Below are 13,834 nucleotides of genomic sequence, written 5' to 3'. Positions count from 1 at the left end.
GTGTTCAGCAGCACAACTGCCTTCGATTTTTAATCGAAGGAGCCACGCGGCTTTGAGCGCTTCAAAGGAATCTGTAAGGATTCCTGCTCTATGCACACGAATGTGTGCGCCGGCGCTAATCAGTGAGTGGCAAATACTTTTGACATTCACTGATTATAAATAATGTCCAACAAACTCTTGATATGATATCAGAATGCTATAAAAATATCCACTTTACTACTGCAACGTTTTGATATACATTGTAGTCGTAACAGTGAGTCTCGTTTTTGTAATAACACTTGTATTTTTTACGTTTTTAATCTTTTCACGTTGTTGCAGAACACGTCTCACAACATCACAATTTATTTAGCAGAGTAGACACTCGAGCGTATAGTGCCTTCCGAACGGGGAGTTTGTCGGGAGGACGAAACCAACGTATTGCTATCACATGATTTACCTTCGGTTTTCCGAACTCAAATCTGTGACTGAGATATTATCATCAGATGATTCGCAATCATGTCGGTGCGGTTCGACTGTCGCATCCCGCTGCAGTGAAGGATGATTTGATGATTTCACCTTCTTTGTAGTCAGGGGCTGCAAAGGAGGTTTTATTATGCAAAAGTTCTCAACGAGAATGCTCGTAACCCTTTCAGTTCTTGTCGCTCTTCAGGTTGTTCTGACAAGATTTTGTTCATTTAATGCGTGGAACGTGCGCATCGGCTTCGGCTTTACTGCCCTTGTCATTGCAGCCATCTTCTACGGACCGGTTGCTGCTGCATTGGTGGGAGGTCTTGGAGACTTCATAGGTTCCATCGCATTTCCCACAGGCTCCTACTTTCCGGGATTTACATTAACTCAGGTTCTCATGGGCCTTGTCTTCGGTTTCGCTCTTTATAAAGGCACAGGAATGATGTCCGTACTTACAAAGAAAAATGTTTCTGATGATTCATCACTTAAGAGCCCGATATCTCTCTGGTTTTCCAATGCTTCAATATCAAGGATCTTCCGCATTGTTCCGGCAGTCCTTGTAAATCAGTGCCTCTTCAGCCTGCTGCTGAACACTTTATGGATTTCTGTTCTTTATGGTTCAAGCTTCTCAGGACTTCTCGGCACCAGAGCATTGCAGGCTGCTGTCACCGCTCCTGTTCAGATGATAACCATATACGTTCTTCAGGGCATCCTTGGAAGAGCTGATATACGAAATGTTATCGTAGGGGCAAATTGAGAAATATGCATCAATACAAAAATATAAAATCATCGAAAGGCAGAATTAATGGACTGGAACGAAGCAATATCTCTCTTACACGGTGCTGACTGGAAGCATGCAAAGATAGGTCTCGAAAGAATGAAGGATCTCATGCATGCTCTCGGTGACCCTCAGGAAAAACTCAGATTTATACATATCGCAGGAACAAACGGAAAAGGGTCAACATGTTCTATGCTCCGTTCCATTCTCACAGAAGCCGGTTTCAAAACCGGCTTATATATATCTCCTCATCTGGATGCCTTCAACGAAAGAATTTCCATGGACGGTCTCGATATCTCTGACGAAGATCTGCGTCTTATGGCTGCACGTGTCCGTGAGGCCGCACTTAAACTTAAGGAAGAACCCACAGACTTCGAACTCATAACCGCAATGGCTCTCTCCTGGTTCAAGGAGAATAACTGTGATCTTGTGGTACTTGAAGTCGGAATGGGCGGCAGGCTTGATGCCACCAATGTCATTCCTTCGCCGATAGTTGCCGCCATAATGAGCATTGGTCTTGACCATACTGAGGTTCTTGGGGACACTTTTGAGAAAATCGCTTCTGAAAAGGCAGGTATCATTAAACCAGGGGCTGATCTTGTGGTGCTGGATCAAACAGAGTCGGTGATAGATGTAATTACAGAAACATTCAATACCGTTAATCACAAAAAGGCAGATTTATGTGACAAAGAATCAACCCCGGCGAAGCTAGTCATTACCTCCCCGGCGGAACTTAAGCTTCACTCACGTTCACTAAAAGGACAATGCTTTGACTACAGAGATTTCAAGGATCTTCGTCTTCCTCTGCTTGGAGCTTATCAGCTTGGTAATGTCTCAGCTGTCCTTGATATCATCTCCTGTCTGAATCTTCGCGGCATTCCGGTATCTGATGAAGCTGTGCACATAGGTCTCGCTAAATCAAAGTGGCCGGGGCGCTTCGAACTTCTTTCAGAGGATCCTGTCCTCATCATCGACGGTGCCCACAATCCGGATGGTGTAGAGGCTCTGGTTGATTCAATAAATGCCTTTCTTCCTGACCAAAAGATCTGTTTCGTTATGGGCGTCATGAAGGATAAAGACTATCATGAGATGCTAAAGCTCATCACTCCTTTCGCCGAAAGCTTCATCACTGAGCTTCCCTATGCCGCCCGGGGACTTGATGCCGAGACGCTAAAGAAAGAGGTGGCCTCATACTTTGAAGGTTCTGTTGAAACTGCGGCTTCGGTGACTGACGCGGTGACGAAAGCATTGGCACATGCCAAAGAAATCGGAGTGCCGGTCATATGTTTCGGTTCCCTATATCAGGTGGCGGAGGTTTCACGTCTCATGACAACAATTCAGGCAGATAATAAATAGCCTGATACGACAGAATTTTCAATTGCTGAAGCGCTATTATGTGATGTAAGGGAAAAGCACCAGATCAGGTGCCTGCACGTTGATTTGAGACTTTCATTTCAATATACAAAAGCCGGTGGGCATCCATAAAAAACGGGACGCTTCGTCGGAAAAATCTACAACAGAACCCCTAAGATAAATTAAGCCCTCGCCAATCGCCTGAGTTTTCCTGATGAAAACTCCGACATTGGCGAAGGTGCCAGGGAAAAATTTTAAATTTATCTAAGGGGTTCTGTTATGATTTTTTACGACTCTGCTTTACGTTTTTGATGGATGCCCACCGGCTCTTTTTGTAATAAATCAAACCTATATCTCCCGCTAAATTTAATATATTATGAATTTATACAACTGTATGGTTTAATAGAATGTAGTTATCTTAAATGGGGTTATGTCCCCAATTAATTGAGAGGAAATTATGAAAATCATCGACATTCTGAACAGCGGAAAAACAACATTATCCTTTGAGGTATTCCCACCTAAAAAAATCGAGAATTTTGACTCGGTTCAGCAGGCAACCGAAGACGTTGCAGCCCTTAAGCCAAGCTTCATGTCGGTTACATACGGTGCCGGCGGCGGCACCTCAGAGTTCACACTGAATATCGCAAAAAACATCAGGGATAAGCATGGTGTTGAGGTTCTTCCTCACCTGACATGTGTATCTTCAACCAAAGAGCACGTCCACAACATGCTTACAAAGTTTAAGGAAAACGGATTTGAAAATATCATGGCGCTTCGCGGAGATATTCCAAAGGACGGAACTCCTCACCATGACTACCACTATGCATCTGAACTTATAGCTGATATCAAAGCGCACGGCGATTTCTGTATCGGCGGTGCCTGCTATCCGGAAGGTCATGTTGAGTGCGCCCATAAGGATGAAGACATTAAAAATCTCAAGATCAAGGTGGATGCCGGAGTTGATTTCCTTACAACTCAGATGTTTTTCGACAATGCTGAGTTCTTCAATTTCCTCTACAGGCTTCGGGAGAATGACATTCGTGTGCCGGTACTGGCAGGTATTATGCCTATCACCAATGCAAAGCAGCTTGGTCGCTCAGTCGCTCTGTCAGGAACTTCTGTTCCAACACGCTTCAGAGAGATCGTTGATAAGTTTGGCGACCATCCGGAGGCTATGAAACAGGCGGGCATCATTTACGCAACCGAGCAGATCATCGACCTCATCGCAAATGATGTAAAGCACATTCATGTTTATTCGATGAATAAGCCTGATATAGCTGAAGCTATACAGAAGAATCTGTCGGAGATATTAAAGGTCTGATAAAACCCGTTATACATGACCCACAGCAGATTTTCTCAGAAACCTGCCATATTACACCGGCCCTCTCTAAGAAACATGCAATAGACCGGTGTTTTCGTGGAGAGATCCATACAGAATTATTTGTTATCGCATTTTGACACTTACTGCATATGTGCCGTTGCCAGCCGGTAAACGGCACTTTTAGTGTATAATTCCGGTCTCATACATCTGAACTATATTACTTGATGTAAGTGTCAAAAGTATCAAGGCAAGTGCTTGCACGATGGTTTGATACTTTTGACACTTACGCCATAACTTTCTTTAGATGCTATGATTCACCTGCACCAACCAATTCAATTACATGATAGATATTAACCCTAAAGAAATTTACCGTTTTCTCGGTTACAGAAACATCACTCCTACTCCGGAAATCGATGAAAGAATAAATGTATGCGTGAATAAAATGCAAAAATCTTCTTCGCCAAGATGCTTTTACCGTAAGTTTTCCGTAGCAGCGAAGGAACCTGACGTCACGGAGATAGCAGGTCTTTCCATACACTCAAAAAATCTATATAAGAATCTTTCCGGATGCGATTACGCTTATATGTTTGCGGCTACCGTAGGCATTGGCATTGATCATCTCATAAAGCGCGGAGAAGTTGAAAGCATCATGGACGCCGCCATATATCAGGCTGCAGGCGCCGCAATGATTGAAGCCTATGCAGACAGCGAGGTTGAAAAAATCCGGAATGCCGAGGATAAATCCGGGTACAGGCTTCGCCCAAGGTACTCTCCGGGATATGGTGATCTGCCACTGGCACTGCAATCCGACTTTGCCAGAATTCTCGACATGCAGAAGTGGTGTGGAATAAGTCTCACAGACACTCTTCTCATGGTGCCGAGCAAGTCGATCACAGCTTTTATCGGATGCGCAAAGTCTTCTGCCCTTCCGGAATCTGACTATCTTGCCAAAACCATCAATCCAATGGAAGCCACAGGGCTATCAGCAAAAGGTGCTACCGGAAACGAAATGATAAGCAGAAAATACTGTAATCTCGCACAAGATGCTTCGGAAGATCGCCACACCGAAAGAGGAAAAAACCTGACCGGCTCCCACTCATGCCATGACTGCCGCAAAGCAAAGGACTGCTTATACAGAATGGTATGACGGCTTTTCTGTTTTTCATTCACTCTGACAATCATATTTCACATAAAGCAGTATCCCAAGGATGCTCAATTCTCAAAGGAGACTTACACTAATGCGAAAAAATATATTAGACCGTCTTGGAAAAGAATGGATATTTTTTGACGGAGGAACCGGCTCTATCCTTCAGGAAAAGGGCCTTCAGCCCGGGGAACTACCGGAGACCTGGAACCTCTCACATCCTGAAGAGATCATCGATCTTCACCTCGGTTATCTCCGCGCCGGCTCCCACATTTTCAACACTAACACCTTCGGTGCCAACCGCCTTAAGTATCCTGATAATCTCGATGAGATCGTCTCTTCTGCCGTACATCTTGCGAAGGAAGCCCGCAGGCGTTCCGGTCGTGAAGATGATTCCTACATTGCTCTTGATATCGGACCCACAGGTAAGCTTCTTAAGCCTATGGGGGATCTTTCATTTGACGATGCTGTTGATATCTTCTCCGAAGTTGTCCGCATCGGTGCAAGAGAAGGAGCCGACCTTGTGCTCATCGAAACCATGAACGACACCTATGAGGCAAAGGCCGCTGTCCTTGCAGCGAAGGAAAACTGTGATCTTCCGGTACTTCTCACATGTGTATTTGATGCTTCAGGAAAAATGCTGACCGGCGGTACTCCGGAATCCATGGTTTCCATGTTTGAAGCTCTCGGTGTCAATGCTTTGGGCACCAACTGTTCTCTCGGTCCTGAACAGATGATTCCGATAGTTGAACGACTGGTTAACGCATCTCATGTTCCGGTGCTTGTAAATCCAAATGCCGGCCTCCCGAAATGCGAGGATGGCAAAACCTTCTATGATGTGGACGCGGAAGCATTTGCAGGATACATGAAAACCATAGCAGGCCTCGGAGCTGCGGGACTTGGCGGTTGCTGCGGAACTACTCCTGAATACATTAAAAAGGAAATCGAAGCCGTTACCGCTCTTCCTTTCATTCCTAAAAAGGCGCCATCACGAACCGTTATCTCTTCTTTCTCTCAGGTGGTTGAAATCGGAAATGGTAACCGACCGGTCATCATCGGAGAACGCATCAATCCGACAGGTAAGAAGCGTTTCAAGCAGGCTCTTGTAGAACACGACATCGACTATATCATTGACCAGGGCTTACAGCAGGAAGATGCCGGTGCAGATGTACTTGATGTCAACGTAGGCTCACCGGAGATCGACGAAGTTGAAATGATCGACGAAGTCATCACAAGACTTCAGAGCGTGCTTGCACTCCCGCTTCAGATAGACACCTCTGACCCTAAGGCCATGGAGTTGGCACTCAGACATTATAACGGAAAGGCTCTTATCAATTCCGTAAACGGCAAAGAAGAGGTAATGCACAGCGTATTTCCGCTTGTGAAGAAATACGGAGGCGTTATCGTCGGTCTTGCTCTCGATGAAGGAGGAATTCCCGAGACTGCCGACGGTCGTATCGCCATTGCGAAAAAGATTTACGATACCGCTATGTCCTACGGCATTCCTAAGGAAGATGTAGTCATTGACGGACTTTGCATGACCATATCAAGCGATCCGAACAGCGCGCTCGTAACTCTTGAGACCGTAAGACGTATCAGGGATGAGCTCGGCGGAAACTCCATTCTCGGAGTCTCCAATATCAGTTTCGGTCTGCCTGCACGTGAGCTTGTAAACTCCTATTTCTTCGCCATGGCACTGCAGAACGGTCTTTCCTGTGCCATCATCAATCCGAACAATCAGGCGATGATGCAGGCATACAGGAGTTTCTGCGCTCTCACCAATCAGGACGAGAATTTCCAGAGTTTCATCGGGGCTTATCATGATTATAAAACTCCCGAAAAGCGGATTTCGGAGGCGGTTGATAACTGCCGCGCAAGAGTTCTTGATGCACTTGGCATTTCAGCCGGAGACCTTGTGTCATCCGGCCGTCCCCTAGGCAAGGGTAATGGTTCAGGCTCTTTCGGAGGTTCTGACGCAACCGGAAATTCAGCTTCTGCGAAGGATACTTCATCTTCCGGAAGCAGTGCTCAGGGATATCACTCAAAGCTTATGGAAGCCATCGAACGCGGCATGGCAAATCCTGCTGCGGAAGCCACCAGAGAAGCCCTGAAATCAAGAGATGCTCTCGATATCATAAACAGCGATCTCGTTCCGGCACTTGATATCGTTGGCCAGGGATTTGAAAAAGGCACTGTTTTCCTTCCTCAGCTTCTCATGGCTGCGGATGCGGCAAAAAAAGCTTTCGCAGTTGTAAAGGAGTCCATGGAAGGCTCACAACAGGAAATTAAAGGAAAAGTGATTCTGGCCACCGTTAAGGGCGACATTCATGACATCGGAAAGAATATCGTGAAAGTGCTTCTTGAAAACTACGGCTACGATGTCATTGATCTCGGAAAGGATGTTCCGCCGGAGACCATCGTGGACACTGCTGTTTCGCAGGATGTAAAGCTCGTTGGTCTTTCCGCTCTCATGACCACTACCGTCGTCAATATGGAGGAAACCATAAAACAACTGCACGAAAAAAAGCCCGACTGCAAGATCGCAGTGGGCGGGGCTGTCATGACTCAGGATTACGCTGACAAAATCGGCGCCGACTGTTACGGTCGCGACGCCATGACAACCGTAAGATTCGCAGACGAGCTTTGTGAAAAGGGATTGTTGTAATGTACCAATATGGGGATGGTTCTCGCTAAAGAGAACCATCCCCTTTAATATTCAATCACTCACACTTATTAATAAGCAAGTCCTTTGATTTTCTATCGAACCATCGACGAAACTGATTTTAACATTTTACAATAGCATATTCAGCTTAAGAAACGGGTTAATAATATCGGAGGGTACAATTCCGACTATAGTATCTTTTTTGGATATCCGCACTAAACTGACGTTTTTCTCTCATGATTATTGCTTCGGCCTTGTACATCGAATCAATCAGGCAAAACCTTACTCTTCGGTCTCATCGTCTTCGAACTCATAGTCCTCATCATCGTAATCATCAAAGTCTTCGTCATCAAAGAACTCTTCATCATCCGGCTCTTCGTAGATCGACTCATAGTAGCCGGCTGTCTCAAAACCATCATCCTCATGATCAGAATTCATCCAGTCCATAAGTTCTGCTATCTTATCATGTCCGCCATCAAATCTGTCATGTACGTAGAATAATGAAAGAATATCCTGACTGAACTCCATACCAGGAATCTTGTTGTGGAATGTCTCAATAAGAGTCCATAATGGCACTGAATCATCAAACACAATATCCATCAGAAGCACATTAAGTCTGTCCGGATTGTAATAGCAGTGAATCGTATCACCTACAGAATCTTCGCCAAAAAGATCCATATAGATCTGTCTCATGGCCTTGGCATTGAGTTCCTCAGGATCATGGAGATAATTCCCCGGATTCTCCACCGCTATCCTGTAGTGTGTAAATGATTCATTCTTTAGTTCCAGAAACTCCAGTGTATCTGCTATGGCAGTCTGAACAGTCACATCATTCTGCTCCGCATAGGACTTAAGTATCTCTATATATTCATCAGGGAATTCCATCTTAACGCTCATAGTGTCTCCTTCCAAAACTGCGCCCTGTTCGGGCATGTACATCCTTAATTTGAAACCGTATATCTGTTCATGATCATCTCTTTCAGAACAAGCAGTTCTTTCTCTGCATCAAATCCCTTGTTGGGAATATATACAAGTCCCACAGAGTATCTTGTAACAGCTGCCATCATCAGATGCAGTGTTACACTGAACATATCTTCTTCCGGTATATCCGTCCTCACAGTATGATCCTGCCCGGCTTTCACATATATGAGATGAAATCTATCAGCCAGCTCTGACATGAATAAATGATAGTTGTCTACACTGTCAGTACTGACATTCTCAGATCTGATATAAATATTGAAAAACTGATTGAATCTCAGCACATCAGGATATTCTTTATACAGAGTAATAAACGAATCCAGATAAAACTCTAATATATCGGCAGCTGTCATACCGGAGAAATCCTTGCTTGGTCTTCTTTCCTTATTTTCATTCATGATCTGCTGCCACTTCCATGACGCCGTCTCGATAACAAGCGTAGGTTTATTTACAAAATACCTGTAAAGCGTTGCTATGCCATAGTCTGTTGCCTCAGCTATATCCTGTAATGATACAGATTCGATATTGCTTTTTGAAAAAAGTTCATATGCCTTTTCGATAAACGCCTTTCTTTTTTTCGCCATCTGCTCTGCATCTTTTACTTTATCTCTCATGTTGTCTTCCTTTTGAATGATGTTGTGTGTCAAAAGCATCAGGTAATCATACGCGACAAATGAACCGGTGACACTTATATCAGGTTTTCCAGTTCTGCCATAAACATATCATAGTAGTCATCCTGACCTTCAAGCTTCGGTGAATTCTCTCCTCCGCCGTTTGTAGACCTTTTTATAGCCGCATAAAACTCCTCGCCGTATGTGAGAATATCCATATCGTAAAGCTCATATCCTTCACTTCTGGCTATACTGCAAAAAGCTTCCAGTGCATTCTTTTCATTCCTGGTGAAAAGCAGTTTCTTACGAAACTCTTCACTCTCAAGTGCCTTTTTCCTAAGAGCTGCCATCACTGTCTCAACGTCCATAATCTCCTCCAAACAAACATCATTCATCCCGTTTCTTCATGGCATATTTCATTATACCGGCACCTAAAAGACTGCCAACTGTGAGAGCTGCCGCCATAAGTATCGCCGGTTTCTTCATATCCGGATGTGTAGGTATCTCAAATTCCCCACCGGTCTTGCATATCAGCCCGATTTCTCCATCCGCTATAAGATATGTCTCTCCGTAAAGCATCTCCTTGTTACTGTTCATATCCTTTCGGATATACGCGCCATCCGTCAGACAATAAAATGCCCTGTTCATGCTGTCCGGATAAGTTATCTCCTGAAAAAGCCGCTTTCCATCAAGGATTGCATCGATGGTCTGATTGTAATGAGGGATAACATTGGTATCCGTAAGTCCAAGCCCTTCAATGAATCTCTCATACTTTTCGTCCTTCGACTCTCCCTCACGCTCCGGCTGGGCATACACCACATCCGCACAGTTCATGGTTCCTGCACTTATTCCTATGACGATTCCTCTGTATCCTCGCAGTCTCTCCCTGAGCTTTATCCTCTTAAACCAGGCATTCTCAGTGGGAACATGACCGCCCGCAAGGATAATGACATCGTACTTTCCAAGAATCTCGACTGTTTCTTCATCTCTTGAATCCAGCACATCGATGGCATCCATGCTAAGCCCTGATTTATTGAACGCATCGAGATAAGTCTGAGCCATGGCACTGTTCATATCAGAATTGTCCGGATCGGATGATATAAGAAGTCCCCTGCTGTGTTCCTTCCAGTCAGCCTTTAACCTGTCCACGAAATGATTTCTGTTATCCAGTTTTTCCGGAAGCCCCGTTCTCCTGTCAAAACCTCCGGGAGTTGAAGTCATATATAATATCATTAATCCTCCATGCCTGAAACTTCAGTCTAAATTATGATAGGGATTATTTTCTACCCTGCATGGCATTATACGCCTTCATAATTCCAAATGAAATGAGATAATTTATTGCGATCAAAACAACTGTCCACAGCATACTTTTAAATATGGACTGCTCGTATATGCGAAGGAAAAAGTAAGGTCCCTCCGTAACTCTCACAGCATTAAGCACGATAAGAACAACTGCATATATTATAGTAGGTACTACGGCATACAATGCAGCCCTCTTTGGCAACGGTCCTGTCTTTTCGAAAAACAGCAGGCTCAAAAGTGAAATGATCGGTGCCGCCACATGATCGACAGGATGCATTGACCCCAAAAGATTGTACTCATAACCTTCCTTCGGACCCAAAACCAGAATCACCACCGAAAATGTAAGCATTAAACAACAGACTGATATGTATCTCACAAGCAACAGCCATCCGGGCAGACCGGACTCTCCATTATAATGCTTCATCATGTAGGTGGAAACAAATCCGCTGGTCTTCCCTTTTGAAAGCGCCGGAAGCATTATCAGAACAAACAGTGCACTGGTCAGAAGGCAGAAGAAATTCGAGCTGTAGGTGTAGTGATAAAACATCGCAACACCCTCGTACTTTGCAAAGTTATGATTGGTCACCATCAACTCAAGTACAACCAGTATTATGTGAATAAACAGCGCAGTTCTTAATTTTTTATTGTTCATCAGAATATCAATCTCCTCGTCATATGTGCGTCAAATGTCACATCCGTGACTCCGGTAGTTTCGATCCGGTAGAGTGCATTGGCCGCAAGATGTTCTGCCGCCTGCTCAAGATCTCTGCATCCGGTCTGATCGCGATATTTCTCAAGTATAACATCTATCGCTCTATCCTCAACCACACATTCTTCCGGTCTCATGCCCATACGCCTGAGCACTTTCGGAAGAGAGAATTTCCTGAAGATGATCTTCTTCTCATCCGGTGTGTAATCCGGAATATCTATTACCGCAAATCTGCTCATAAGAGGCTCTGAGATACGTGACTTGTCATTCGCTGTCGCCACAGGATATACACCGTTGGTAGGAATGCGGCACTCGATATAATTATCTGTGTAGCCGATATTGTCAAGAAGCGTCAGAAGAGCATCCGCAGGATTTCCGTTGATACTGTTCTTATCGGCTTTATCCAGCTCATTTATTATGAAAACAATGTTGCTGGATCCGCTTTGTGTAAATGCCTCCATTATGCGCCCGGCTTTTGCATTGGCATAGACACGGGGACTTCCGGTGAGAGCCTCTGAATCGTGAATGGCACTCATGTCGAGACTTGTCCAGGGCAGCCTCAGAATCCTCGCAACTGCATAGGCAAGCTGTGATTTTCCTATACCCGCAGGCCCCGCAAGAAGCAGTCCGTAAGCCGGCAGAGTATGGGTTCTGTTTATCTGGATAATGGTCTCCATGATGCGCTGCTTCACACGCTCAAGTCCGTAAAGCTCCTCATCAAGGATCTGACGTGCCCTGACAGGATCAATAGACGCAAAGTACTCTCCCTTCCACTGAATATTCAGTACCATCTGAAGAGCTCTCTCTGCGTGTCGACGCTCCTCAGGAGTAATGGTTTTAGATCTTATAAGGGCAATGTTTCTGTCCGCCCAGTACTGCATATTCCTGGGAAGAGTATTTTTCGCACATGCAAGGAAATTAAGCATTGAGTTAATATCACGGAGATCCTGATGCCCGGTCTCTGTCATTTCGTCATCCGGTTCTTCATCATCCGGCGCCTTGCTTTCTTTGAGACGATCAATGATGAGCTGCAGAAAACTGTCTCTGTCAGCCTGAATGTTCTGACCATCGGGAGTCACTGCACGGATCTTGTAAACACAGTAGCCTTCATCTCTGCTCTCACCTGTGAGCCTCACAGAAACATGATTCTCCCCCAGCCACTTCTCGAGATCAATGAATCTTTTATCAATCTCCAGAATGTGATGATTCAGATCTCTGCCATCTTTATCCTTTCCGCTTACATCCGCTTCAACTCTGCCCTCTGTATAGGCAAATGACGTTCCCCTGACCGGATTCACAAACACACCTGCTGCATGTTTCGGAAGTTTTTCCCTCTCCTCGGAAAGAATCATGATCGGGCAGTCTGCACTAAGCTCCTTATCATCTCTTTCCACTATCTGCCATGTCACGAGAGAACTGTCTGCACCTGCACCTTGGGATGAGTTACTGTTTTCTGCTTTATTGAAATCAAATATTCTGTCTGCCATGGAATACCTCTTGTAAAATACGTTGATATAAATGTCATCTTTTTATTGTACCATCAATTTTTCGGTGCACCATTTCCCAGACATAATTTTACACTTCCATTTAAGCAAGCTTTATATAACCGGAATTCATATCAATTTTTGATTCCATATAGTAATGCATTAACTATAGCCGCTGCTATATTTGAGCCGCCTTTTCTGCCTCTTGCGACAATCAAAGGAATGTCTCCGTATTCCGGTTCATTTCTCAATTCCCATATAAGCTCCTTTGCCTCAACCACATTGACAAAGCCAACGGGAACCGCGATGATTCCGGCAGGTCTCAGATTTTCTTCACGTATAAGTCGCTCCAGCTCTATGAGCGCTGTGGGAGCATTTCCGATGGCAAAAATGATATTGGAGGAAGCCGGCGAAACCTTTCGGCGGGCAACGCCTTCTTCATTCTTCTCATGAAGTTCTCCTTTTCTGTTTTCAAAAGAACAGTTCTTCAACACTTCAACCGGTTCCGATTCAATATAATGATTGTGATAAGCATGAAGTTCTTTTGCAGCCCCATTTTCATATTTGGATGCTTCTGATATGGAATCAAATTTTATCTTCGGAAGATGCTTCGCAAGTCTTGCAGCATGTTCCATACTTACAGTTGCACGGGTAATGCCTCTCTTTTTAGCTTCTTCCGAAACCTCAGGATCCGACATAAAACACCGTATCTTACCATCATATTTCGAAAGAGCCACCTTACTTATTCCTGATTTTGCCATTTCGGTATCTGTCACCACCATGGCTCCCGCACTTAAGGCAGCTCTCATTCTCTCAACCGCGCCGGAAGAAAAAACGAGATTTTCATAATAATCGAAATCCGCCGATGTATGAATGCACCTTTCTATAACCGGCGCCTCTGCAGCAGGAAGTTTCACCCCTCTGTGAGCAAGCTCCTCCCGGATGATTTCCATGCTTCTTCGCTCTATATCCTTTGGTTCTATATGTTCAAATGCTCTTTTTTCCACTATATTCTCTCTATGTATTCAAAAATCGACGTCGAATC

General features: G+C 44.6%; 12 protein-coding genes and 1 riboswitch. Of the genes, 5 read left to right on the top strand and 7 right to left on the bottom strand.

Annotated features, from left to right (window positions below; genetic code table 11):
- Positions 1-347: 347 nt before the first annotated feature.
- A riboswitch (THF riboswitch) is annotated at positions 348-530 on the top strand.
- A 62-nt stretch (positions 531-592) separates the two neighbouring features.
- From BM294_RS13730 to BM294_RS13710, 5 genes are all read left to right on the top strand, one after another.
- The gene (locus BM294_RS13730) at positions 593-1,204 is read left to right on the top strand and encodes a folate family ECF transporter S component (RefSeq protein ID WP_091209421.1); all 612 of its coding nucleotides are present in this window, start codon (positions 593-595) and stop codon (positions 1,202-1,204) included.
- Positions 1,205-1,252: 48 nt separating this feature from the next.
- Positions 1,253-2,581, top strand: a complete 1,329-nt coding sequence (locus tag BM294_RS13725; RefSeq protein ID WP_091209419.1) for a bifunctional folylpolyglutamate synthase/dihydrofolate synthase — start codon at positions 1,253-1,255, stop codon at positions 2,579-2,581.
- Between the two features lie 454 nt (positions 2,582-3,035).
- Complete coding sequence (metF, locus tag BM294_RS13720) at positions 3,036-3,899, top strand: methylenetetrahydrofolate reductase [NAD(P)H] (RefSeq protein ID WP_091209417.1); 864 nt, start codon at positions 3,036-3,038, stop codon at positions 3,897-3,899.
- A gap of 442 nt (positions 3,900-4,341) precedes the next feature.
- On the top strand, positions 4,342-5,046 hold the full coding sequence (locus BM294_RS13715) for a vitamin B12 dependent-methionine synthase activation domain-containing protein (protein ID WP_207648062.1): 705 nt from the start codon (positions 4,342-4,344) through the stop codon (positions 5,044-5,046).
- Positions 5,047-5,137: 91 nt separating this feature from the next.
- Positions 5,138-7,708, top strand: a complete 2,571-nt coding sequence (locus BM294_RS13710; protein WP_091209413.1) for a homocysteine S-methyltransferase family protein — start codon at positions 5,138-5,140, stop codon at positions 7,706-7,708.
- Between the two features lie 279 nt (positions 7,709-7,987).
- On the opposite strand, the gene BM294_RS13705 is transcribed toward BM294_RS13710, so the two are convergent.
- From BM294_RS13705 to BM294_RS16395, 7 genes are all read right to left on the bottom strand, one after another.
- Positions 7,988-8,602 (bottom strand): hypothetical protein, encoded by a 615-nt coding sequence (locus BM294_RS13705; RefSeq protein ID WP_091209411.1) that lies wholly within the window; start codon positions 8,600-8,602, stop codon positions 7,988-7,990.
- Positions 8,603-8,646: 44 nt separating this feature from the next.
- Positions 8,647-9,297, bottom strand: coding sequence for a TetR/AcrR family transcriptional regulator (locus BM294_RS13700; RefSeq protein ID WP_175494698.1), 651 nt, complete (start codon positions 9,295-9,297; stop codon positions 8,647-8,649).
- A 74-nt stretch (positions 9,298-9,371) separates the two neighbouring features.
- Positions 9,372-9,662, bottom strand: a complete 291-nt coding sequence (locus BM294_RS13695) for a hypothetical protein (RefSeq protein WP_175494697.1) — start codon at positions 9,660-9,662, stop codon at positions 9,372-9,374.
- Between the two features lie 19 nt (positions 9,663-9,681).
- The gene (locus BM294_RS13690; RefSeq protein WP_091209407.1) at positions 9,682-10,527 is read right to left on the bottom strand and encodes a Type 1 glutamine amidotransferase-like domain-containing protein; all 846 of its coding nucleotides are present in this window, start codon (positions 10,525-10,527) and stop codon (positions 9,682-9,684) included.
- A gap of 43 nt (positions 10,528-10,570) precedes the next feature.
- Complete coding sequence (locus tag BM294_RS13685; RefSeq protein ID WP_091209405.1) at positions 10,571-11,248, bottom strand: hypothetical protein; 678 nt, start codon at positions 11,246-11,248, stop codon at positions 10,571-10,573.
- Positions 11,248-12,792, bottom strand: coding sequence for an AAA family ATPase (locus BM294_RS13680; RefSeq protein ID WP_242944543.1), 1,545 nt, complete (start codon positions 12,790-12,792; stop codon positions 11,248-11,250). Before BM294_RS13680 ends, BM294_RS13685 begins: the two co-directional genes overlap by 1 nt.
- 131 nt (positions 12,793-12,923) lie before the next feature.
- Positions 12,924-13,796, bottom strand: a complete 873-nt coding sequence (locus BM294_RS16395) for a precorrin-8X methylmutase (protein ID WP_242944542.1) — start codon at positions 13,794-13,796, stop codon at positions 12,924-12,926.
- Positions 13,797-13,834 lie beyond the last annotated feature (38 nt).

Origin of the sequence: Oribacterium sp. WCC10 (assembly GCF_900113415.1) — a bacterium.
Lineage (GTDB): Bacteria > Bacillota > Clostridia > Lachnospirales > Lachnospiraceae > Oribacterium.
This window is presented reverse-complemented; position numbering and strand designations above follow the sequence as displayed.